General features: G+C 49.4%; 20 protein-coding genes. 15 read left to right on the top strand and 5 right to left on the bottom strand.

Features of this window, described 5'->3' with window-relative positions:
• The first annotated feature begins 45 nt into the window (after positions 1 to 45).
• Both C2I18_RS03385 and C2I18_RS03380 read left to right on the top strand, forming a co-directional pair.
• Positions 46 to 1266, top strand: coding sequence for a GAF domain-containing sensor histidine kinase (locus C2I18_RS03385; protein ID WP_249899885.1), 1221 nt, complete (start codon positions 46 to 48; stop codon positions 1264 to 1266).
• 120 nt (positions 1267 to 1386) lie between these two features.
• The gene (locus tag C2I18_RS03380; RefSeq protein ID WP_249899884.1) at positions 1387 to 1677 is read left to right on the top strand and encodes a MazG nucleotide pyrophosphohydrolase domain-containing protein; all 291 of its coding nucleotides are present in this window, start codon (positions 1387 to 1389) and stop codon (positions 1675 to 1677) included.
• Positions 1678 to 1747: 70 nt separating this feature from the next.
• On the opposite strand, the gene glpX is transcribed toward C2I18_RS03380, so the two are convergent.
• The 4 genes from glpX to C2I18_RS03360 form a co-directional block, all read right to left on the bottom strand.
• The gene (gene glpX, locus C2I18_RS03375; RefSeq protein WP_249899883.1) at positions 1748 to 2740 is read right to left on the bottom strand and encodes a class II fructose-bisphosphatase; all 993 of its coding nucleotides are present in this window, start codon (positions 2738 to 2740) and stop codon (positions 1748 to 1750) included.
• A 46-nt stretch (positions 2741 to 2786) separates the two neighbouring features.
• Positions 2787 to 3602 carry a pyruvate, water dikinase regulatory protein gene (locus C2I18_RS03370; RefSeq protein WP_249899882.1) on the bottom strand — a complete coding sequence of 272 codons (816 nt, stop codon included), beginning with the start codon at positions 3600 to 3602 and terminating at the stop codon, positions 2787 to 2789.
• An 18-nt stretch (positions 3603 to 3620) separates the two neighbouring features.
• A complete protein-coding gene (locus C2I18_RS03365) occupies positions 3621 to 4271 on the bottom strand; it encodes a helix-turn-helix transcriptional regulator (RefSeq protein WP_249899881.1) in 651 nt (216 codons plus the stop codon).
• Between the two features lie 448 nt (positions 4272 to 4719).
• Complete coding sequence (locus C2I18_RS03360; protein WP_249899880.1) at positions 4720 to 7110, bottom strand: ABC transporter ATP-binding protein/permease; 2391 nt, start codon at positions 7108 to 7110, stop codon at positions 4720 to 4722.
• A 240-nt stretch (positions 7111 to 7350) separates the two neighbouring features.
• Here C2I18_RS03360 and C2I18_RS03355 point away from each other — a divergent pair, with 240 nt between their 5' ends.
• Positions 7351 to 8064, top strand: a complete 714-nt coding sequence (locus C2I18_RS03355) for an ABC transporter ATP-binding protein (RefSeq protein ID WP_249899879.1) — start codon at positions 7351 to 7353, stop codon at positions 8062 to 8064.
• Positions 8057 to 9664 (top strand): putative ABC transporter permease subunit, encoded by a 1608-nt coding sequence (locus C2I18_RS03350; protein WP_249899878.1) that lies wholly within the window; start codon positions 8057 to 8059, stop codon positions 9662 to 9664. Before C2I18_RS03355 ends, C2I18_RS03350 begins: the two co-directional genes overlap by 8 nt.
• A gap of 225 nt (positions 9665 to 9889) precedes the next feature.
• Here C2I18_RS03350 and C2I18_RS03345 read toward each other — a convergent pair whose 3' ends face one another.
• On the bottom strand, positions 9890 to 11365 hold the full coding sequence (locus C2I18_RS03345; protein ID WP_249899877.1) for a DHA2 family efflux MFS transporter permease subunit: 1476 nt from the start codon (positions 11363 to 11365) through the stop codon (positions 9890 to 9892).
• Between the two features lie 166 nt (positions 11366 to 11531).
• Between C2I18_RS03345 and C2I18_RS03340 the strand changes: the two genes are divergently transcribed.
• The 11 genes from C2I18_RS03340 (at position 11532) to C2I18_RS03290 (ending at position 22674) form a co-directional block, all read left to right on the top strand.
• Positions 11532 to 12086: a TetR/AcrR family transcriptional regulator gene (locus tag C2I18_RS03340; RefSeq protein WP_249899876.1), complete on the top strand. Its 555-nt coding sequence runs from the start codon at positions 11532 to 11534 to the stop codon at positions 12084 to 12086.
• 114 nt (positions 12087 to 12200) lie between these two features.
• On the top strand, positions 12201 to 13178 hold the full coding sequence (locus tag C2I18_RS03335; protein WP_249899875.1) for a homoserine kinase: 978 nt from the start codon (positions 12201 to 12203) through the stop codon (positions 13176 to 13178).
• Between the two features lie 237 nt (positions 13179 to 13415).
• On the top strand, positions 13416 to 14135 hold the full coding sequence (locus C2I18_RS03330; protein WP_249899874.1) for a hypothetical protein: 720 nt from the start codon (positions 13416 to 13418) through the stop codon (positions 14133 to 14135).
• A 204-nt stretch (positions 14136 to 14339) separates the two neighbouring features.
• Positions 14340 to 15017 carry a nicotinamide riboside transporter PnuC gene (pnuC, locus tag C2I18_RS03325; RefSeq protein WP_249899873.1) on the top strand — a complete coding sequence of 226 codons (678 nt, stop codon included), beginning with the start codon at positions 14340 to 14342 and terminating at the stop codon, positions 15015 to 15017.
• Positions 15014 to 16024 carry an AAA family ATPase gene (locus tag C2I18_RS03320; RefSeq protein ID WP_249899872.1) on the top strand — a complete coding sequence of 337 codons (1011 nt, stop codon included), beginning with the start codon at positions 15014 to 15016 and terminating at the stop codon, positions 16022 to 16024. The genes pnuC and C2I18_RS03320 overlap by 4 nt, the downstream gene beginning before the upstream one ends.
• Before the next feature lie 24 nt (positions 16025 to 16048).
• A complete protein-coding gene (locus tag C2I18_RS03315; RefSeq protein ID WP_249899871.1) occupies positions 16049 to 16939 on the top strand; it encodes an NUDIX hydrolase in 891 nt (296 codons plus the stop codon).
• An 88-nt stretch (positions 16940 to 17027) separates the two neighbouring features.
• On the top strand, positions 17028 to 18104 hold the full coding sequence (locus tag C2I18_RS03310; protein WP_249899870.1) for a hypothetical protein: 1077 nt from the start codon (positions 17028 to 17030) through the stop codon (positions 18102 to 18104).
• Positions 18083 to 18256 carry a hypothetical protein gene (locus C2I18_RS03305; RefSeq protein WP_249899869.1) on the top strand — a complete coding sequence of 58 codons (174 nt, stop codon included), beginning with the start codon at positions 18083 to 18085 and terminating at the stop codon, positions 18254 to 18256. Before C2I18_RS03310 ends, C2I18_RS03305 begins: the two co-directional genes overlap by 22 nt.
• 155 nt (positions 18257 to 18411) lie before the next feature.
• Positions 18412 to 19077, top strand: coding sequence for a TetR/AcrR family transcriptional regulator (locus tag C2I18_RS03300; protein ID WP_249899868.1), 666 nt, complete (start codon positions 18412 to 18414; stop codon positions 19075 to 19077).
• Positions 19070 to 20371, top strand: a complete 1302-nt coding sequence (locus tag C2I18_RS03295) for an MFS transporter (RefSeq protein WP_249899867.1) — start codon at positions 19070 to 19072, stop codon at positions 20369 to 20371. The genes C2I18_RS03300 and C2I18_RS03295 overlap by 8 nt, the downstream gene beginning before the upstream one ends.
• The gene (locus C2I18_RS03290) at positions 20356 to 22674 is read left to right on the top strand and encodes an ABC transporter permease (protein ID WP_249899866.1); all 2319 of its coding nucleotides are present in this window, start codon (positions 20356 to 20358) and stop codon (positions 22672 to 22674) included. The genes C2I18_RS03295 and C2I18_RS03290 overlap by 16 nt, the downstream gene beginning before the upstream one ends.
• Positions 22675 to 22679 lie beyond the last annotated feature (5 nt).

Genomic DNA, 22679 nt, shown 5'->3' with positions numbered 1-22679 from the left:
TCTGCACGAATTACAACATGACAACCAGAGGGGACAATTGACACTATGCTAAAAACAGAGTTCATCGATGTATTGTCGGTCGTATCGAAAAAGCTGTATGATTCGGCAGCCAATGTCATGGATACGGCAAGCAGGCTGATTCCGGCTAACACTTTCTGTATAGCGAATCTAGACAGTCTCTCTACCAAGGTTATTAAATCTTTCAACCGTGACAAGGTGATTCTGGATGAAGGGCTTGTGGTGGACAATGAGGAGTCATACTGCGCGCTCGTTACCGAGCATGCCCAGGGCCCGCTTGTCATCGATAACAATCTGACTCACCCGTTGACCAAGGACATGGACGCGACGCAGTTTGTGGGCGGCTGTTCATTTATTGGTGTTCCGATCCGTAATGAAAAAGGCGAGTTCTACGGTTCCCTGTGCTCGTTTGACCAGGATTTTTACCAGTACAGGCAGAGCGATATGGACCTGCTTGTGTCGTTATCAAGCTTTTTTACAGTCCTGCTGGAAATGGAAGCTACGCTTCAGCAGCTGAAGACTGCAGAAGAAACTGCCGTTAATGTGCTTGAAGACAAAAAGAATCTGCTGGCCGTGCTCAGCCATGAGATCCGCACCCCGATGAACGGTGTCATTGGAATGACCAGCCTGCTGCAGGCCACCGAGCTTACCGAAGAACAGGCAGAATATGTCGATTTCATTGAGCAAAGCGGCAATAATCTGCTGCAGATGATGAATCAGATTCTGGACTACTCCAAAATGGAAGCCGGAACGATGACTGTTGATCACAAGCCGTTTAAAATCCGCGATGTTGTAGGGCATGTCCTGCAGTTATTTTCTCTTGAAGCAGAGAAGAAAGGGCTGAAGCTGTACTCTGTGTCCGCCGGAGACCCGGATCTTACACTGATGGGTGACAGCAATAAAATTATCCAGATCCTGACCAATTTGATTGGAAACGCGCTTAAATTCACCTCCCATGGGGAAGTATGCCTGGCGGTTCACACCACTCCGGGCCAGGAGGGCCGGATGATTGTCTCCTTTGAAGTCAGGGATACGGGGATCGGTCTGCCTGTTGAGCAAAAAGACCGCCTGTTCCGCTCCTTTTCACAAATTCATGATAAAATGACTCCGGGAAAATACGGCGGCGCCGGTTTGGGGCTCTCCATCTGCAAACAGCTGTCCGAACTGATGAACGGCAGAGTATGGCTGAAGGAGACCAGTGCAGCAGGCAGCTGCTTTGTGTTTGCACTTCCTTGCGCCATCGCTTAACCGAAGGATATGTTCGGGCCTCACCATATTCAGACTCCTGTTCAGGCCTGTCCATCGGCGGGCTCTGGAGAGGAGTCTTTGTATAAAGACAATATTCTATAATAAAAGCGGGGAATTACAATGAACACATCCGAATTTCAGCAGTATGTACGGGAGTTTAGCGAGCTCAAAGGCTTTGACACAAGCACGATTGAGCAAAGGATGCTGTACCTGATGACAGAGGTCGGCGAATTGTCCAAAGAGGTGCTGTCCGTATCGTTCCACCCGGATGCCGAAAAGAAAGAGAACCTGGGATATGAAATGTATGATGTGGTCTGGAACATTTTTGATCTGGCCAATAAGCTCGGGATTGATCTGGATCAGGCTTTCCGGCGCAAGCGGGAGATCAATGACAACCGGACCTGGGAATAAAATTTACTTAATAAAAAATGCCCCGGAGCCGTCAAGCCCCAGGACATTTCTATAATTAATAAGACAGGGATTACATAGCAGCAATCTGCTTATCCGCACTGCGGCCGGGAATCCTTTTGCCCGGTAAAAAGTGAATGCTGCGGATATAACGGATCGTCCGGCTCTGTGCCCGCATGATGACAGAGTGAGTCTCGGCGCGGTCCTTGCCCAGAAAGCGGACGCCGCTGAGAAATTCGCCGGAAGTGACACCGGTAGCGGCAAAAATGACGTCTCCGGTGCCGACCATATCGTCCATAGTCAGCACGCCCATCGGATTCTCAATGCCCATCAGCAGGCAGCGCTGCATTTCAAAAGGCCCCTCAGGCAGCAGCTTGCCCTGCATTTCCCCGCCAAGGCATTTCAGTGCGGCTGCAGCCAGCACGCCTTCCGGCGCCCCGCCCGAGCCCATATACAAATCAACCTCATTATCCGGCAGTGCAGCCGCAATCGCCCCCGCCACATCTCCATGTCCCAGCAGCTTGATCCGGACCCCGGCGGCACGCAGTCTGGCGATCAGATCACTATGCCGTTCACGGTCGAGAACCATGACTGTAAGCTCGGACAAGGATTTGCCGCTGAAGTGGCTGGCCTTCTGGAGGGTAACCTCCACAGGGTCCTCAATATGCAGCTTGCCCGCCAATTCAGGACCGCAGGCCAGCTTTTCCATGTAGATATCGGGAGCATGTAGCAGGTTGCCCTTGTCGGCAATCGCAATTACGGATTGGGCATTATCCAGACCGGAAGCCACAACTTCTGTTCCCTCCAGCGGATCTACCGCAACATCAACAAGCGGACCGTCAGCATTTCCGACCTGTTCCCCGATATAAAGCATAGGCGCGTCATCCATCTCTCCTTCACCAATGACCACCGTACCGTTAATGGATACAGAATCGAACATGGAGCGTATGGCAGCTGTAGCGGCATCGTCCGCCGCATGTTTATCGCCCCGGCCAATCCACCGGGCTGAAGCCAAAGCGCCCAGTTCTGTTACACGTACAATCTCAAGAGCTAATTCGCGTTCCATATGTTTTCCCTCCAGTTCGGTGATTGTGTATCTGTAATCCGCAGGCTTAAGCGGAGTAATCCGAGATATGCCCCATAATAATTCCTGCGGTCTCTTCAATGGCTTTGTTCGAGATATCAATGACAGGACAGCCTAACTTCGCATATAACGCTTCAGCGTATTCCGTTTCCTCCCTGATCCGTTCAAGGCTGGAATACTGGGATACAGCAGGCAGCCCAAGCGCTTTGAGGCGCTCACAGCGGATGCTCAGCATATCCTCCGGTTTCATGGTGAGCCCGATAATCCGGCCTGCCGGCAGATGCATCAGCTGCTCCGGCGGACTGATCTCCGGAACCACCGGGAAGTTCACTACCTTAAGGCCGCGGTGGGCCAGAAAAATGCTGAGCGGAGTTTTGGAAGTGCGCGACATTCCCAGCAGGACAATATCCGCTTTGGACATGGCTCCGAGATCCCGCCCGTCGTCACTGGCGACGGTGAATTCGATGGCTTCCATCCGCCGGAAATATTTATCATCCATCTGATGCAGAAGTCCGGGCCGCGCCTGCGGCGCATCGTCGAAGGTATCGATAAAGGCCTGCATCATCGGGCCCATAATGTCCACAATCCGCAGATCGAGACGTACGGCTTCCTCGCGGATCATCTCCCTGAGCTCAGGCTGGACCAGCGTATAGGCGACAAAGCCGGGCAGCTCTGCTGTTTCTTCCATCAGCTTGCGGAGCTCGTCTTCATGCCGCACATTGCCGTAACGTCTAATCGTGACATGCTGGTTCTGGAACTGGTGTATAACGGCCTGGACGACAGCCTCCGCCGTATCGCCGATTGAATCCGAGCAGATTGTAATATAATGTGAAGATTGCTGCATACGCTTCAAATCCTCCTGTTATCCTTTGGTTTCAAGTTCATGTTCGAGGAGAAGTTTTACAATCGAAGTTTTCGTCAATCGGCCGATGACCTCCAGTTTGGGAATGGCATCTTCATTAGAGACAGGAACGACTACCGGCAAACTGTCTACCTCATGAAAAATCATTTTATGCGCGGCTTCCAGCACAGACTCCTCAGGTGAGACAGTGACCACTTTGGGCTGGCGGGTCATCACCATGCTTACCGGCATGGAGACAGCTCCGGGATTGCCCAGCGTCACTTTCAGGAAATCCTTGCGCGAGGCCACGCCGGCCAGCTTGCCGTCAGCATCACATATAATCAGCGTGCCGACATCCTGCAGGAACAGGGTAACCACTGCATCCTGAATGGTGGAGGTCTCGCGGATAATTACCGGAATGCTCTGAATATCGCTAACCCTGGTCTCCTGCAGCAGATGGCTGCCGCCTTTGCGTTCTGCCGCCTTTTTGCCGGGAAAATAACCGACCTTCGGTTTGGCATCAATATACTCCAGCATCACCAGGACAGAGAGGTCGTTGCGGATGGTGGTCCGGCTTGTCTTCAGGCTCTCCGCAATTTGTTCCCCGGTGATCGGCGCATTTTTCTTGACCAAATCAATTATTTGCAGTTGGCGTGATGTCAGTTCAATCACTCGTTCACTCTACTTTCTGATGTATGCTGTATAGAAAAGAATCTCCCGAAACAGGCGCCTCCTTTCCGGAATACACTCCGATGGAATAAATCACCTTTGTTGTTTTATATAATACGTAATATTAAATCATTTTGCAACATATAGTACGTCATAAATGAAAAAAAGTTGAACGATCAGGGCTATCTGGCGGATATAATGTGTACTAAAGCTGAAATTTACCTTCGAAGTGGCACATTATACTCGGTTTTTCGAGTACATTGGGAGCATTTACCTTCGGAGAGGCACATTATACTCGGTTTTTCGAGTACATAGGGCCCGTTTATCTTCGAAGTGGCACATTATACTTGGTTTTTCGAGTACAAACGAAGACAACAAAAAACAAAGCAGCGTTCCCGCTAAGGGGAACTGCTGCTTTGCTGATTTTTATTACCTGGCTTGCTTGCAATGCTTACTCACTGCGCAAAGCAATGACCGGGTCTTTCTTGGCTGCAAACTTGGCGGGGATAAAGCCGCCCAGCATGGTCAGCGCTACACTGATGATGACCAGGAACAGGGCATGCAGCGGATTTAACTGGGCGACATCCGATAGATCCGTCATGGATTTCAGAATGATGTTAATAGGAATGGTCAGCAGGTAGGCAATTCCGATGCCAAGCACTCCCGAGAGTGTCCCGATAATGCCGGTCTCTGCATTAAATACCCGTGTGATATCCTTTTTGCGTGCACCGAGGGCACGGAGGACACCGATTTCCTTCGTCCGTTCCAGTACGGAAATGTAGGTGATGATTCCGATCATGATGAGCGATACGACCAGCGAGATGGAGGCGAAGGCAATCAGCACCATCGTAATCCCGTCCATAATCCCGCTGGAAAGGCTGGTGACCATGGCTGCCAGATCCGTATACACGACCATTTCTTCACCGCTATGAGTTTCATTCCATTCGTCCAGGTACTGGACAATACTTTCCTTCGCCCCAAAGTCCTTAGGGTAGAGTGAGATGGAGGCCGGAGTGGCTGCTGCACCAAGAGCAGCGAGTGCTTCTTCTTGTGAGAATGCTTCGGCCGGATCGGTGCTGGAGCTTGAGCCCATTCCCATGCCCATCCCCATGCCCATACCGCCGATCATCCCGAACCCGTCCAGCTGCGAGAAGGCCATACCGGTCAATACATTGGACTGGTCCTGCTGCTGTTGAGCCTTAACAATCTCCGAATTTTGCGCATTGGCGATAAAGCTCTCAGCCAGGCTGTCCGAGTAGGCAATGCCTGCAGACATCGTTGACATCGGCGAGTCCTGCTGCTTGCGGATAATACCGGTAATAGTCAGCGTTACAGCCTGGCCGCTATTATACATCTCATTAAGGTTGGCTGCGCTGCCGTTCCGCTGGAACAAGCCGTCTGTCGTCTGCACGTAGTAATCATCGTTATAAATCAGCTTGAACTCCCGGCCGATAATATTATCAAAGCTTACCTTGTCCGCGTTAAAATCCAGACCGAGCGCTTCCACGATACTCTTGTTCATCCGGTTATATTCATCCACAACCATTACGAGATCGGTCGGCTGTTCCGGCAGGCTGCCGGCGAGCAGATCGTAATAATCCGCCAGGTAGCTGCCTTCAGTACCAGCCGGCTTATCCGGGTAAGTGGTGAAGTTCAGGCTTGCTGTATCGACAGGGACAGCCGTTTCCCCATCGGATCGCAGAATGTTCATGTTCACCTTGCGGCTGTAAGAGACACCATCGAGCAGGGAAGCATCAATATCGTCCAGATATTTCAGATACTCATCACTGAGATTATTGGTGTGAAGAATCGTATTGGCCATCGGATCATAAGGGTAAATTTCCCCTTCACCCGTGAACTCGGTCCAATCGTCATCCGCCACATCCGCTGAAGGCTGGGACGATAAGTCGATATTGGCCGCTGTTTCGCTGATGGTGACCGGGAAATTGGACAATGCGCCGGATTCGTAGCTGCTGATCTGCTTGTCGAACCCGTTCGACAAGGAGAGAATCAGTGCAATCCCGATAATGCCGATGCTTGAGGCGAAGGCGGTCAGTGCGGTTCTCCATTTTTTGGTCGAGATATTTTTGCCGGATAATTTGAGCGCGGTAAAATAGCTCATCGCTGTCTTTTTCAGCTGATAATTGGCATTCTCTTTCACTTCTCCGGGAGGGTTGCTGTCCGAGATGATGTTACCGTCCCTGAACTGGACAATCCGGTCTGCGTAAGCCTCTGCCAGCTCCGGGTTATGGGTGACCATGACGACGAGCTTGTCTTTGGCAATTTCCTTGATCAGCTCCATAATCTGCTCGCTGGTTACCGTATCAAGCGCACCGGTCGGCTCATCGGCCAGAATAATGTCAGGATCATTGGCCAGCGCACGGGCAATCGCCACACGCTGCATCTGTCCGCCGGACAGCTGGCCCGGTTTTTTATGGATATGGTCCTTCAGACCGACCTTTTCCAGCACCTCAATAGCTTTCCGGCGTTTGACATCAGCACTTACCCCGCTTAAGGTCATGCCCATCTCTACATTGTCTGTAATGCTTAAATGCGAAATCAGGTTATAGCTCTGAAAAATAAAGCCCACGCTGTTGTTGCGGTAAGCATCCCAGTCGCTGTCCTTAAAATGCTTGGTGGAGGTACCGTTAATGATCAGATCACCGCTGTCATATTGGTCGAGTCCGCCGATCAGGTTGAGGCAGGTTGTTTTACCGGAACCGCTGGGGCCGAGAATCGCGACAAATTCATTTTTACGGAAATCAAGACTTACATTGTTGAGCGCAGTCTGGGTAAAACTGCCGGTGGTGTAGCTTTTGGAGATATTCCTCAGTTGCAGCATACAGTTAACTCATCCTCTCTTATCCCTTGCATCTCTGTGTTTGTGCAAAGCGTAACATACTTTTATAAACTGAACATCAACTCCGCAGATCCGCCCGCCATGAAGCTGTATATACATAGTAAGTGATACGCTCCCCGGCTTGTAATGGGTTCATAAAAATAATTGTGAAAGCAACTGAACGATCTCCCGGAGCTAATCGTATTATGGTTAATTGTTAACAGTATGGGAGAGGTGACGGGGATGCTAACCATCAGAAATTTTTCAAAAAGTTATAAAGGCGGCAAAAAAGCAGTACATAACCTGAACTTGGTAGTCGAACGGGGCGATATTTACGGTTTCATCGGACATAACGGGGCAGGCAAAACGACGACGATCCGCTCGGTGGTGGGAGTGCTTGATTTTGAAGAGGGCGAGATTGAGATTGACGGCATTTCGATGAAAAAAGACCCGCTGGCCTGCAAGTCGCGTATCGCCTATATTCCTGACAACCCCGATTTGTACGACCATCTTACGGGGATCCAGTACCTCAATTTCATCGGTGACCTGTTTGGCGTAACCAAAGGTGACCGCGAGCAGCTTATCCAAAAATACAGCGGCGCTTTTCAGCTGACCCCGCATCTGGGTGACATGATCTCCGCCTATTCCCACGGCATGAAGCAAAAGCTGGCAATCATCGCTGCGCTTATTCATAAGCCGAAGCTGCTGGTACTGGACGAACCCTTTGTCGGCCTTGATCCCAAAGCAGCACATACCTTAAAAACCATTATGGCGGAGGTATGCAGGGAGGGCAGCGCGATTTTCTTTTCGACACATGTGCTGGATACGGCAGAAAAGCTGTGCAACAAGATTGCAATTATTAAGGCGGGCAAGCTGATTGCCGAGGGCAGAACAGAGGACGTGAAAGGCAAGAACAGTCTCGAGGACGTATTTATGGAGCTGATCGAACATGATTAATATCTGGAGATTAACGAAGCTGCAGCTGCTCTCCACCTTTGGGCTGAACAAAGCGCTGCATACTAAAGATGCCAGGGAACGCCGCAAAGGTCTGTTTGTGAGTACCGCTATTGCCATTGGTGTGCTGCTGATTGCCGTCTTTTCCTTCATGTACAGCTATGGCATGGCGGTGGCGTTTGAGCAAATGGGGCGGATGGACCTGCTGCTGGCGATTATGATGGCCGTTACCTCACTGGTTGGCTTCTTCACAACGGTCTATAAGGCAGGCGGCGTTCTTTTCAGCTATAAGGACTATGATCTGCTGATGTCGCTGCCGGTCAAGAGCAGTCATGTGGTGGCAAGCCGGGTGCTGCAGCTGTATGTGCTGAATTTATTTTTTACAAGTATGGTGATGCTGCCGGCAGGTGCGGTATATGCGTTAAAAGTGCAGCCGGAAGTGTACTATTACCTGCTGTTTCTCCCGGCCCTCCTGTGCATTCCGTTCATCCCGATTATTGCGGCCACGGTAATTGGCGCTCTGATCAGCTGGATTTCCTCGCGGTTCAGAGCCAGTAAAATGATCAACCTGGTGCTGACCCTGGCTTTCGTTGTCGCCCTGATTGTAGGTTCATTCACACTGCAGGGTAACGAACAGGAGCTTGCCGATCTGGAAAACATGGGAGCCGGGCTGGCGGATATGATCTATAAGCTGTACCCGCTTGCCGAAATGTACGTGGACGCAGTGAGTGCGTACCGGATCGATGCTTTTATTCTGTTTACGCTGCTGTCTGTGCTTACTTTTGCAGTGTTTTGCACGGTGCTGGGGACCCGCTACAAAGCGATTTATACAGGGCTGTCCACGAGCCGCACAAGCGGCAAATATACCATGCAGCCTCTGAAAGCCTCCACAGCTTTTCAGGCGCTGTACCGGAAGGAGCTCCGCCGTTATTTCAGTTCCTCTAACTATGTGCTGAACACGGGCGTCGGCATGATTCTGCTGCTGGTCATGTCGGTCTCCCTGCTGTTCATCAGCCCGGAGCAGCTGGGGGAGGCGGCAGAAATTCCGCAGTTATCAAATTACCTGAGCACACTTGCTCCAATCGTTGTGTCCCTGTTCGTGGCCCTAAGCTGCACTACGTCAAGCTCGATCTCACTCGAGGGCAACAATCTGTGGATTCTCAAAAGCGCCCCGGTACCGAAACACATCATTTTGTTCAGCAAAGTGGCTGTCAATCTGACAATCACCATCCCCATCACGGTAGTGAGCTGTCTGATCCTGATGATATCGCTGGATATAGGGTGGCTGGACCGGCTGCTGCTGCTGCTGATTCCTGTGATCTATGCTCTTTTTACAGCGCTGATGGGTGTCATTGTGAACCTGAAGCTGCCCAAGCTGGAGTGGACGAACGAGGTTCAGGTCGTGAAGCAGAGTGCAGCGGTGCTGGTGGCGATGATCTTGGGCTTCATCAGTCTGCTTATTCCGGCGGGGCTGTCTTTGCTGCTGTCAGAGGTGGACGGGAAGGTGATTATGCTCGGGGTTGCGGTCATTATGACGGGTATATGTGCCGGGATGTACAGGTATGTGAAGACGAAGGGGGAAGTGCTGTTTCTCGGGTTGTAGGTGAATCAAAGAGTGAGGCTCCCTGCCGGTGGCAGGGAGTTTTTTTGTGCCCGGCGTGACTGCATCCGCTTCCCCCATCCAACAATCCCCGCCCAGTTCACGGATGTATGCGAAAAAGCGAATACAATGCGCCACTGCGATGGAAATGACCAAATGTATGTGAAAAAACAGGAGTTTCCCAAGCAGCCGTTTCATGACTTGGAACCCCCCTTCGGTTACCCGCTTTTACAAAGAAGGCTCTTCCTTACTGGCTGCGGCTGCTTTCTTTTCTTCTATCACCTTGTTTTTCATTGGCATAAATAAGGTCATTACCAGGGCGGCAATGGATAAAATCATCATAAAGTAATACGCATCGCTGGCCCCCAGAATGGAGGAGAGGGTTTTGAGAAGATCAGCTGTAGTAGAAGGATTGGCCTGCATTACTGCAGCCGCATGGCCAGTTGCCTGCACTGTATAAATCGTAATCACAACAGCTGTGCCAATGGCCCCGGCAATCTGGCGGACGGTGTTATTCACGGCAGTGCCATGCGTACCGAGCTGCTTGGGCAGCGCATTGAGTCCGGCTGTATTAAGCGGCATGGTAATGAAGCTCAAGCCGATCCGCAGGCCGATGGTACGAATCATCAGGTAAGTATACGTCGTGGACTGGGTTAAGTCTGTTACCGCCCACATGGATGGAATAACAAACAGTAAACCGATGATGAACAGCGGCTTGGCACCCCAGCGGTCATACAGCTTACCGGTGACAGGTGACATGAAGGCATTAACGAGTGCACCCGGCAATAACAGCAGTCCTGCATCAAAAGCTGTGAAGCCGCGGCCGTTCTGCAGATAAATGGGCAGCAGGATCATATCCGCGTACATCATCATCGTAACTAATACGTTAATAAGTGAGGTGAGCGTAAAAATTTTATTTTTAAAAACAGACAGGTTTAACAGCGGATCATCGGACTTTATCTGCCGGATACAGAACAGGGCTGTTACAGCAAGGCCAGTGGCCAAAGACAGGAGCACCAGGATATCCTCCCAGCCTTTGCTGCCGGCACTGCTGAAGCCGTATAGAATCAGGCCGAATCCAATGGTGGATAAAAGAACACTGATTCCATCGAGCTTCGATTTGGAGGTTTCAGATACATTCACCAGATACTTGAATGCCAGCACGATAACGATAAGAACAAGCGGAGTAAGGCCGATGAATAACCAGCGCCAGGATTGATATTCTACGATAAACCCGGAGAGGGTCGGGCCGATGGCCGGGGCAAAAATCATCGCCAGCCCGAGCAGGCCCATGGCGCTGCCGCGTTTTTCAACAGGGAAAATAGCCAGCACAACGCTCATCATGAGCGGCATGATGATGCCTGCACCGGCAGCCTGAATCATCCGTCCTGTTAAAAGCACACTGAAGCTTGGGGCGGCGGCACAAATAACCGATCCGGCCAATAAAAAGAACATGGCGCTCAGGAACAGCTGGCGTGTCGTAAACCGCTTCATCAGGTAGGCTGTGACCGGAATCAGGATCCCGTTAACCAGCATAAAGCCTGTGGATATCCACTGTACCGTTGTTGCTGTAACATGAAATACATCCATCAGATTGCTTAGGGCGACATTTAGCAGCGTCTGATTGAGTGTGGATAAAAAACAGCCGCAGATCAGGATCGTCAGCAGAATTCCTTTGTTTATTTTGTTAGTATCTTCTTGCATACTGCAGTCCTCATTTCATTGCTTTTTCGACATCGTGTCAATAAAATGAATCATATCAGTATTTAAGTACGATTCCTATTTGCAATGTAAGTGAAAGTGTCAACTATACGACAGAAGGTGTTCCTTGTGTCAATGAAATGCCGAATAAATCACATTGGAGGATGAAATGGCTGAACACAAAAGGGCAGACCCGCGGGCTGTCCGCTCAAAAAAGATGCTGAAGAATGCTGTTTTTTCATTGTTGGCCGATAATGTGGAGATCTCCCAACTGACAGTCCAGAAAATTACCGGCCGTGCCGAACTGAACCGTGCAACGTTTTATTTGCATTATGAGGACATAAATGACCTGCTGCGCCAGTTCGTTCATGACATTCTGGATGAGCTCGCCGGGAAAGTAGAACCGCTGATGCTGATGAAAAGCCATAACGAACAGGAGCAGCTGGTTACCTTTTTAGAATGTTTTTATGAATACCGGAAGGTTTGTGCAGTACTGGTAGAGCATCAGGGCTTCAAATACCAGCTGACCAGCCTGATCAAAAGTACGATTGAAAAACGAAGAACCCTGAGAAACCTGAACGGAACCCGGGAGGTAGCCTCGCTTGATATGGTTACAGCGTCACTGCTGGGGATTATTTTGTGGTGGATTAAGGATGGCACCCGATTTAGCGCCCGGGACATAGCGGAGCAAATAACTTTGATATACAAAAGAAATTATGTGTAGCTTTGGATGGGGCTATTTTGGCAGCGTTCGTCTATAGTTGTTTGTTACATAGTTCTGGGATCCTGCCGTTCGTATAATGAGTTATATAAGGGCTATTAGTAAAGGAGGCCACCCATGCTGAAATTGCCTGTGTATCATTCAGTCATTTCTTCAGAGGCCATATTACCGGTGATCAAGGAGCTTTATGAAATCGGGGATACTCTGGAATGCCGTTTTATTTCAAACGGGCTTAATGATACTTATACGGTTAAGACGTCTAGCGGTAAATACATACTCCGGATCTACAAAGCACACTGGCGGAGTAAACCGGACATCGATTTTGAAATAGAGATGCTGAATCACTTGTATAGAAAGGATATCCCTGCATCCGTGCCCGTTATCAGGAAGAGTGGCGAATACCTGATTGAACTTGATGCTGCCGAAGGACAGCGTTTCGCGGTGTTGTTTACTTATGCGGAAGGCGGCTATTCGGATCAACAGGAGAGCTGCGGATTATACGGGGAACAAGTGGCCAGAATGCATTTGGCTCTGGATGATTTTAAGTCTGGCCAGGGCAGGTTCGCCCTTAATCTGAATCATTTGCTTGAGCAGCCTCTTGAAAAGATACAAGGCCATCTGTTACACAGGCCCAAGGACATGGACTATCTAAAATCTACAGCACAATTGTTGACGGGTCTCGTAGAAGAAATCTCATCCATGCTGGATTGGGGAGCGTGTCACGGGGATCTTCATGGTGGCAACGTACATTTTCATGAGGAATCGCTGATGCATTTCGATTTTGACTGTGGAGGCTTCGGGTGGAGGGCTTATGATATTTCGGTGTTTTTATGGGCAAAAGTTAGAGGAAAAGAGAAAGAGCATTTTGAGAATGAGCGCTGGACCCTGTTCCTGGAATCCTACCGGAAGCATAAAAAAATGTCAGAATATGATTTGAAAGCGATACCGATGTTCGTGGCGATCCGGGAAATCTGGCTGATGGGCCTCCATACAGGCAACTCCGAAATATGGGGAGGCGGCTGGCAGAACGATCATTATTTTGATACGAATCTGCAGTTTTTGCGCAATTGGTGCGAGGTGCACTCCTTAAAGTAAAGTGGCCTGTGTTAAACCTTAAGTCTAAATCCTGAGCTGCCGTCCGGATTCCCGGCGGTTGACCTACAAGGCGGTGTTTCCCCTAGAGAAGCCCGTCTTTTTTGCGCTGTACCTGTACCGCTCCATCCCGTTCTCTATCAATGTTTTGCAAAGTGATCATGTTGATTGATCAAAAAGGACAAACAGTGCTAAGCTTTATTAGCATAAATTTAAGTGAAACAGCAGGGGGAAAGTAATTTGAAAAAAATCTCGAATTTGCAGAAAAGTCTAATTGTTTTAGTGATAATTCTTATTTGTATTATTGCAGTGCTTCTGCAGAGAAATCCCATCCGTATTCAAATGTCGGTTGGACCATCGCCCGTGGCGGTTTCCAGTAGTGAGAGCGGAGATACTGGCTCCGGCAGCGGGATTGCTTTGGATTTTGAAGAAGCGGAGGAAGAACCCGTGCCGGATCAAGCTCCTGAAGATGAACAAGTTCGCAAATCCGACCTGGGAATCGGACTGGATCCTTTCATCGGGAATTTTAATACTATGATCTATAATAGGGGGCTGTCTTACAATTTTGATGATCTGGCGCCTTTTGACGCAGGTACTTATGTGCCTGAAGATCATGAGTCGTTCCGCAGTTTTCTGGATCCGGATTTAATCTTTTACGGTGAGTCAGATGCTAACCGGAACTTAACATACATTACTGTACTTAGCCGTGGAGAGGGGGATGAGTTGTCTAGAACGAGCAAGATTGTAGGGATGATACAAATCATTCAAGCCGTTGCTCCTGAAATGTCCCCGTCAGAATTAGATACTATACTTAACGATCTGGGATTATATGATGAGGTTTTCCCTGTGGATCCAATAAATTACTCCTATACTTCCTCCAGTGGATTGGAGTTTTTGTTAACAGGCGGGGGCAGCGAAATGCTGTCACTATCTATCTCTCCCTCCAAGGACCCGGTTTGATCTTGATCATGTTTTAAGATACATAATCTTACTATAAGTGAAGGCGGTGCTCACATGGAGCAACCGCCTTTTCAACGTTTGTAGTAAAAGTTTTACTTGCAAGTCACGTGAGCATCTGCTAAATTGATATTAACAAAATGTAAATAACAAAATGTTATTAAGTGTTTTGGCATTAAAAAGCAGATCAACCGGAGGGGATGCAAAATGCAGAAAGCTGCAGGCCGCTGGAAAATGTTCGAAGTCGTCTGGCTCGTTGTCTTTACTTTAACCGGAATTATTTTTACGTTTCTTTCCAAAGATTCTGTATTCGGGTTCACGGTCTTCATCACAGGGGTGCTGTGCGTGGTGCTGACGGCGAAGGGGAAGCTGATGAGTTATGTTTTTGGCATGTATAATACGTTCGGCTATGCCTACCTGGCCTATATTAACGGATTGTTCGGGGAAGTGATGCTGAATCTGCTGTTTTTTGTCCCGATGAATCTCATTGGCTTTTACATGTGGAAACAGAACTATCAGAGCGGCAAACTGTCCATGCGCCAGATGGAGGGAAAAGGTATCGTTCTCGTTGGGGCGGTCTGTATTGCAGGGACGCTGCTGCTGGGGTTCGGCCTGTCTTTCATACCGGGGCAGAATTCGCCTTATATCGATGCCGTAACCACAGTATTGTCGGTGGTGGCCACTATCCTGATGGTAAGAAGATTTAAGGAGCAATGGCTCGTTTATATTGTGCTGAATATGTTCACAGTGCTGCTGTGGAGTATCCGCACGCTGGACGGCAGTGCTGAAGGTCCGTTAATGATTGTGATGTGGAGTGCTTATTTGCTCAACGCAGCTTACGGCTACTATAACTGGAACAAAGGGGCTAAGGAGGCTGTCGCATGAAAAAGCTCGGGTTAACACTCGGAAAATTTGCACCGCTGCATAAAGGTCACCAGTTCATGATCGAAACAGCACTGCAGGAGGTCGATGAGCTGATTGTGGTGATCTATGAGACAAAGGTTACTCCGGTGCCGCTCCATATCCGGTCGGGCTGGATCCGTGAGCTCTATCCGGCGGTCCGGGTTATTGAGGCCTGGGACGGTCCGGACGGGTACTCTGACGACAGAGAGCATGAAATCCGCGAAGAACAGTACATTCTGGGACTGCTGGACGGGGAGCAGGTCACCCATTTTTACAGCAGCGAGTTTTATGGCAGGCATATGAGCATCGCCTTGGGTGCAGAGGACCGGCGTGTGGATGAAGCCCGGGAGAAGGTGCCGGTATCGGCCACCATGGTCCGCTCGGATCCTTATAAATACCGGGATTATGTCAGCGATATCGTCTACCGGGATTTGATCACAAAGGCGGTTTTTGTGGGGGCCATGTCGACCGGGAAGTCGACCATTACCGAGGCATTGGCCCGCCGGTACCGGACAGCTTTTGCCGGTGAGTACGGACGGGATTACTGGGCTGAACATCAGGTGGACCGCCGGATCACTCTGGAAGCTTTTGACGAGATTGCAGTGGGCCACATGGAACGGGAGGAGCAGGCATTGCTTGCGGCAGACCGGTATCTTTTTGTTGATACGAATGCTATCACCACTTATATGTACGCCTTGGATTACCACGGACGGGCACCGGAGCTGCTGACCCGGCTCGCCCTGGAAAACGCGCAGCGGTATGATCTGTTCTTCCTCTGTGAAGACGATATTCCTTATGACGATACGTGGGACCGGAGCGGGGATCAGAAGCGGCATGTTTTTCACCGGCAGATCATAGCGGATCTGAAACAGCGGCGGATTCCCTATATTACGCTGAGGGGCAGTTTGGAGGAACGGATGCGCAAGGTAGACGAGGTACTGGCCAGGTTTCAGCCTTATAGCAATTATTTCGGGGAGCTGCTGCAATAGATTAGAATCTGGGAGGCGAAGACAGTGGAAGTATTGGATCGTAACGGACTTACGGAACGGGAATTTCTGGAGCAGTACCGGGCCGGGGATTACGAACGGCCTTCGGTGGCGGCGGATATGGTTGTTTTTACAGTCATGGATAGAGAAGAGGACAACTTCCACAAGCTTCCAGATAAGGAGCTGTACATCCTGCTCATCCGCCGGGGAGGTCATCCCTTTTTGGGAAAATGGGCACTGCCGGGCGGCTTTGTCCAGCCGGATGAGACCGCAGAGCAGGCTGCTGCACGGGAGCTTAACGAAGAAACGGGCTTGAGTGACGTTCAATTGGAGCAGGTTGGAATCTTTTCTGATGTCGGAAGGGACCCTCGTTCCTGGGTAATCAGCTGCAGCCATATGGCCCTTGTGGGCAGCAGCCGGCTGCAAATACATGCGGGAGACGATGCGGATGCTGCCGTCTGGTTCAAGGTAAGCTACCGGCTGCTGCGCGAGCACAAGGAGCTGTTCGAAGAAGGCTACGTCCAAACATGGACCTATGAGCTTAAGCTTCGTGCCGGAGAAGAAGAGCTGGCAGCCATCCTTAACCGGACCGTAAGAGCAAAGCCGAACTCGAAGTCCACAGTGTACTCCATCATGTCGAATGACGGATTGGCGTTTGATCATGCCAAAATTATTGCCTGCGCTATCGGGCGGCTGCGGGAGCAAAGTGATGACTGTGAAGCTGCGCTGCAGCTCATGCCGGAGCAGTTCACCATGACGGAATTGCAGCAGGTGTACGAGGTAATTATCGGCAAAAAGCTGCACCAGGCAGACTTCCGGCGTACATCGGCCGGTCTCGTGGCTGAAACGGGTCATTACAGGAGGAAGGCGGGACAGCTTCCCGCTCTGTTGTACCGGAGGAGTTGGGGGGAGGGGTAGAAAGTTATAAATTTAGCTGTGAACCTTAAGCTGTTTCTACTACAATGGATATAATTGTATTAATGCAGATATTTTAAGGAGCGATGATATGGAGGGAAACTTCAAGCAAAGGCTGCTTAATTTAAGTGAAGACTTCGATGATGTTTTTATTACTCTTCAAAAAAGTTATGCTGACGAAAAACTGGGTTCTTGGTTCATGAGCCTATTAGCCGGATTATTTAAGCAAAAAAGTTTTATTCAAATCCTTAAGGCGACATATCCAATTTTAATAACGGCTTTAGTTAGTCTTGGAATCGGATTTTTGGCGGAAATGCCCATACTTTCCAAAGTTATAAGTATTGTAGCAGCCATACTGCTAGGGGGAATTGTTGCTGGTTTTTTACAGTTTATGAGGATGATTGATCTTAAGGATCGAAATAATTTTCATATAGGCGCTTACAGATTAGCGAAAAGAAGGGAATATGATTTATTCATTAAATATATCCCCTTTGACTTCTCATTTACCGGCCTTTACGATGAAGTAGTTACCCATAATCCAAGTCTTCGTGAAATTACCATCAGAGATGAAACAATACATAAACTTACAGATGAGCATAATAGATATGTTGCAGCAGCAAGAGAACAAAATATAAAATTACAAAATGATATTAAGGATCTTCAAGAACAAACCAGACTTATAGTTGACCTTGTAAAAGAAATAATTACTATATTTTATCAACTGACAAACGGTTATTTTAGATCCTCATCTTTGCTATTGTTCAGCGGATTTACAATTTATGAACTGGACGAGACGAACAAAGTCCTGCATAAAATAGCTGATCATGGGACAACAGGCCATTCAAAAGATAGAATACAAGTACCGGCTGAGATAGTAGATGAACACTATGCAGTTATTCGGGCATTGCGGCATAAAAAAGACCGTTATGAACCTGAGCTGGATACACCCTATAAAAACCGGTTTATTGTAGCGTTTAGCATGGCTATGAATAATAATATTACATGGATATTTAATTTCCATGCTGATGAAGATAACAACAAAGCTTTGTTTTTCTTATTGACTGATAGTACAATAGAAACACGAGAAGTGTACCGTCTTATTCATGCTCATTGCCTGATTCTGCAATCTCAAGGAGGTTCGAGAAAATGTGGAGAGAAGTTGCCTTAAAAAAATTAAAGGCCGGAAACGGGACGTTGAAATTTAAAACGCAAAGAGAGATCAATGAAGAAAGTAATAAAAGACTTGAACAATACCAAGAGGCACAAGAAAAATTAAACGAATTAAATATCAAGTTTAATCAGATTGCAGGCAGCCGGTAAATAAACAGGATATGTTTAATAGGGAAAGACGGTTACTCTCACAGAGCAGCCGTCTTTTTGTATTCCGGTATACAAATTTCCAAAATCATGCTATTATTGGCAACATAACCGACAGACAGTCGGTCTGTGTGTTTTCAGCTAAAGGAGAACTAACTATGAGAATCGTAAAAGACGCCGAAATGCGGCGGAACGAAATCCTGGATGCCGCGGATGAGCTGTTCGGGCAGAAGGGCTTTGACGGCACCAGTACCAATGATATTTTGAGCAAGGTCGGGATTGCCCGGGGAACGCTGTATCATCACTTCAAGTCGAAGGAAGATATTATGGACGCGCTGATTGAGCGGTACAGCAGCAGGATGCTGGGAGCGGCGCAGGCCATTGCCGGAGACACCGGCATTCCTGTTATTGAGCGTATGCTTCGGGCCATTATGGCAATGAATGTCCGCAGCGGGAACGGGGGCGGCAGCGGCCAAGAAATTATGGAGCATATCCACCGGCCCCAGAATGCGCTGATGCATCAGAAGATCCAGAAGGTTCTGTATAGTGGTGTGCCCCCGATTCTGACACCAATGATTCGCGAAGGGATAGAACAGGGATTGTTCAGTACGCCGTACCCCTATGAATGCATGGAGATGATCATCATCTACGCCAATGCCATTTTTGATGAGGAGATGGTTGAAATGACGGACGAAGAGCGCATGACACGGATGCTGGCATTTATTACAAATACTGAACGGCTGCTTGGTGCCGAAACCGGAAGTCTGATGAGCATCCTGCAGGTGTTCAGCAGCGGAGAAGGAGATGAAGCCGGGAATGACTAAACCGGGAAGGGGCTTCGGCAGTTTTCTGCTCTTATGGTCGGGACAGCTGGTTTCGGCGGTTGGCAGCGGGCTTACCGCGTTCGGGCTTGGTGTGTATCTGTATCAGCAGACCGGGCAGGTATCGGCAATGGCTTTGGTGACTTTGCTGGCGTTCATGCCCTCGCTGCTGTTAAGTCCCGTGGCTGGCGTGCTGGCAGACCGTTATGACCGTAGATTGCTTATGGTGCTTGGTGACAGTCTGTCCGCAACAGGGCTTGTGTTCATTCTGCTCTGTCTGCTGAACGGAGAAGCACAGCTGTGGCAGATTTGTGTGGGAGTTACCATAAGCTCTGTGTTCTCTTCCCTGCTTGATCCGGCCTACAAAGCTACGGTTACAGATCTGCTGACCGAGGAACAGTATACGAAGGCGAGCGGGTTAGTCCAGGTGGCAGGCTCCGCAAAATATCTGATCTCCCCGGCCCTGGCCGGATTTCTGCTCACCGTATCTGATGTGAAGCTGCTGCTGATCCTTGATATCTGCACTTTTTTTGTAACCGCTGCTTCGACGCTTGCGGTGCGCAGAGGCTTCGCTTCCGAGCGACTTGCCGGGCAGACCGGGTCATTTATACGTGAATTCAGAGAAGGTTGGAACGCCGTTGCCGTTAACAGGGGGGTACTGGTATTGGTTATTATGACCTCTGTAGTGACGTTTTTTCTGGGATTCATCGAGACACTTACCATGCCTCTGGTTCTTTCATTTACGGACAGCGCCATACTCGGTACACTGGAGACCATTATTGCGCTGGGGATGCTTGCAGCTAGTGTAGTCATCGGCCTGTTCCCGATCCGGAAGAATTTTGTCCGAATCCTTGCAGTATCGCTTTTTTGTGGAGGATTGTTCATCGCGGTATTCGGACTGCGGGAAAATATCATTCTGCTTGGTATTTCGGGATTCCTCTTTTTTGCCACGCTTCCCTTTACCAACACCAGCCTGGACTACCTCGTCCGCACCAATATAGATAACTCCGTTCAGGGCAGAGCCTGGTCACTCATTGGATTAGTATCACAGCTCGGCTTCATAGCCGCTTATATGCTGTCCGGTGTGCTTGCGGATCATGTGTTCACTCCTTTGCTGGTGGACGGAGGAGAACTTGCAGGCAGTGTGGGCAGGATTATCGGCACAGGAAGCGGGCGGGGAACAGGGCTTCTGATCATCATCGCCGGGCTGCTGTTAAGTGTTGCTGCAGTGATTTTGTATCATATGAAATCCATTAAAAGGCTGGAAAACAGAGGTGACGCATGTACTTCAGGATAATCCGCAATGACATCCTTGCAAGTAAACTGATTTCTTTATGCACCATGATTTTTGCCGCTGCTGCCGCTATGCTGGTTTCCCTGTCGGCGATTCTTGCCGTCAATCTTACAGGGGCCATTGAGACGCTTATGGTACACGCAAAAACTCCGCATTTCATGCAGATGCATTCAGGTGAGCTGGACCGGGCGCGGATTACGGCTTTTGCGGAGCAGAACTCCAGAGTAGACGATTTTCAGGTCCTGGAATTTCTTAATGTTGAAGGTGCGAAAATTGTGATCGGCGGTAAGACGCTTGCATCCAGCGTGCAGGACAACGGCTTTACCACACAAAGCGGCAAATTTGATTACCTGCTTGATCTTGACGGTAACGTGATTAAGGCAGCTGAAGGTGAACTGTATGTACCTGTCGCTTATATGAAGGACGGCTCCGCAAGGGTTGGGGACCGGGCTGTTATCGCTGGTAAAGAACTTACCGTAGCCGGATTTCTCCGGGACTCCCAGATGAACTCTTTGCTGGCTTCCTCCAAAAGATTTCTGGTCAGCGGGCCAGACTACGCGGCAATCGAGACCTCAGGGAGCATAGAGTATCTGATTGAGTTCAGATTGAAGGACCTCTCCATGCTCGGAGCTTTCCAGGAGGATTACACCTCTGCAGGACTTGAAGCAAACGGGCCCACGATTACCTATCCGCTGTTTAAAATGCTGAATGCCATTTCTGACGGGCTGATGATTGCCGTTATCCTTCTGGTCAGCGGACTAGTGGTAGCCATTGCCCTGATGACCATCCGCTTTACACTTCTTGCCACCATCGAAAACGACTACCGCGAAATCGGCGTCATGAAAGCTGTAGGGCTGCGTGTATCAGACATCCGGCAGATTTATCTTGCAAAATACACCGGAATTGCCGCATTGGGCAGTATTCTCGGGTTCGCTCTGTCATTTCTGTTCCGGGGCCGGCTGCTGGAAAATATACGGCTGTACATGGGGGGAAGTGAGAACTCTTCCTTGGCCATGCTGGCCGGAGGGACCGGCGCTGCACTTGTGTTCCTTGCCACTACCGGCTATGTAAGCGGCATGCTGGGACGTTTCCGTAACATTTCCGCCGCGGAGGCTGTACGTTTCGGCACATCACAGGACAAATCCGGGGGAGCAGGACAGTTTAAGCTAAGCGCTAACCGGCTGCTGAACACGAATGTTTTTCTCGGCGTCAAGGATGTTCTGGCCAGAAAAAGGCTGTATATCACCATGCTGTCTGTGCTTATCCTTGCGGCTTTTGTCATCATTGTTCCCCAGAACCTTCACCACACCATTTCCTCCAAAAGCTTCATCACCTATATGGGGGTGGGCAGCAGCGACATGCGTCTGGATATCCAGCAAAGTGATCATATCGCCGCAAAGGCAGCGGAAATAGCTAACGTTATGGAGGACGATACTGCTATTTTCCGGTATGCGGTGCTTACAACGGAAAGCTTTACGGCTATAAGAGAGGACGGAACGGAAGAAAGGCTCAAAATTGAGCTGGGCGATCATTCTATTTTTCCGCTGGAATATGCCGAAGGACGGGCGCCCGCTGGAGATCATGAGATTGCCCTGTCCGTGATAAATGCAGAAGAGCTTGGCAAAAAACCTGGTGATGCTCTAAAGCTGGTAATAAACGGGCAATCCGTAAATCTGACGGTATGCGGAGTCTATTCCGACATTACCAATGGCGGGAAAACCGCCAAGGCCGGTTTTAGCAGCCGATCTGCGGACATCATGTGGTCCGTTATTTATGCCGAGCTTGATGATGAATCACTTGTAGACGGAAAAGTCAGAGAGTATGCGGGCCGGTTTAGTTATGCCAAAGTATCGGGTATCGATGAGTTTGTTACACAAACCTTCGGCTCGGCCATTAGCTCCGTCGGTACGGCTTCACGTGCAGCCATTATTATGATGCTGGTAATTTGCGTACTGGTTACCGTGCTGTTTATGCGCATGCTTGTCGCGAAGGACAGATCTACCATTGCTGTTATGAAATCACTTGGCTTCACTGATGCAGATTTGCGGGCACAGTATTTTGCGCGTTCGGCAGTTGTGCTAGTGATCGGGATAGGGCTCGGCACGCTTCTTGCGAACACGCTTGGAGAGAGGTTGGCGGGTTCGCTGATTTCCTCGTTTGGCGCCTCATCCTTCACCTTTGTTGTGGATCCGCTGCAGGCTTATCTGCTGAGTCCGCTGATGCTGACCGGTTCCGTGCTTATTGCCACCCTCTTCGGCACATCGGGTACGGGACTCATTACTATACCGGGCAATATTAAGGAGTGAATCAT

Origin of the sequence: Paenibacillus sp. PK3_47 (assembly GCF_023520895.1) — a bacterium.
Classification (GTDB): Bacteria; Bacillota; Bacilli; order Paenibacillales; family Paenibacillaceae; genus Paenibacillus_AQ.
This window is presented reverse-complemented; position numbering and strand designations above follow the sequence as displayed.

What these genes read in the sequence shown, in the direction of transcription:
- C2I18_RS03385 (WP_249899885.1), top strand. Translation starts at nt 46, where the DNA reads ATGCTAAAAACAGAGTTCATCGATGTATTGTCGGTCGTATCGAAAAAG.
- C2I18_RS03380 (WP_249899884.1), top strand. Translation starts at nt 1,387, where the DNA reads ATGAACACATCCGAATTTCAGCAGTATGTACGGGAGTTTAGCGAGCTC.
- glpX (WP_249899883.1), bottom strand. Translation starts at nt 2,740, where the DNA reads ATGGAACGCGAATTAGCTCTTGAGATTGTACGTGTAACAGAACTGGGC.
- C2I18_RS03370 (WP_249899882.1), bottom strand. Translation starts at nt 3,602, where the DNA reads ATGCAGCAATCTTCACATTATATTACAATCTGCTCGGATTCAATCGGC.
- C2I18_RS03360 (WP_249899880.1), bottom strand. Translation starts at nt 7,110, where the DNA reads ATGCTGCAACTGAGGAATATCTCCAAAAGCTACACCACCGGCAGTTTT.
- C2I18_RS03355 (WP_249899879.1), top strand. Translation starts at nt 7,351, where the DNA reads ATGCTAACCATCAGAAATTTTTCAAAAAGTTATAAAGGCGGCAAAAAA.
- C2I18_RS03350 (WP_249899878.1), top strand. Translation starts at nt 8,057, where the DNA reads ATGATTAATATCTGGAGATTAACGAAGCTGCAGCTGCTCTCCACCTTT.
- C2I18_RS03345 (WP_249899877.1), bottom strand. Translation starts at nt 11,365, where the DNA reads ATGCAAGAAGATACTAACAAAATAAACAAAGGAATTCTGCTGACGATC.
- C2I18_RS03340 (WP_249899876.1), top strand. Translation starts at nt 11,532, where the DNA reads ATGGCTGAACACAAAAGGGCAGACCCGCGGGCTGTCCGCTCAAAAAAG.
- C2I18_RS03335 (WP_249899875.1), top strand. Translation starts at nt 12,201, where the DNA reads ATGCTGAAATTGCCTGTGTATCATTCAGTCATTTCTTCAGAGGCCATA.
- pnuC (WP_249899873.1), top strand. Translation starts at nt 14,340, where the DNA reads ATGCAGAAAGCTGCAGGCCGCTGGAAAATGTTCGAAGTCGTCTGGCTC.
- C2I18_RS03320 (WP_249899872.1), top strand. Translation starts at nt 15,014, where the DNA reads ATGAAAAAGCTCGGGTTAACACTCGGAAAATTTGCACCGCTGCATAAA.
- C2I18_RS03310 (WP_249899870.1), top strand. Translation starts at nt 17,028, where the DNA reads ATGGAGGGAAACTTCAAGCAAAGGCTGCTTAATTTAAGTGAAGACTTC.
- C2I18_RS03305 (WP_249899869.1), top strand. Translation starts at nt 18,083, where the DNA reads ATGTGGAGAGAAGTTGCCTTAAAAAAATTAAAGGCCGGAAACGGGACG.
- C2I18_RS03300 (WP_249899868.1), top strand. Translation starts at nt 18,412, where the DNA reads ATGAGAATCGTAAAAGACGCCGAAATGCGGCGGAACGAAATCCTGGAT.
- C2I18_RS03295 (WP_249899867.1), top strand. Translation starts at nt 19,070, where the DNA reads ATGACTAAACCGGGAAGGGGCTTCGGCAGTTTTCTGCTCTTATGGTCG.
- C2I18_RS03290 (WP_249899866.1), top strand. Translation starts at nt 20,356, where the DNA reads ATGTACTTCAGGATAATCCGCAATGACATCCTTGCAAGTAAACTGATT.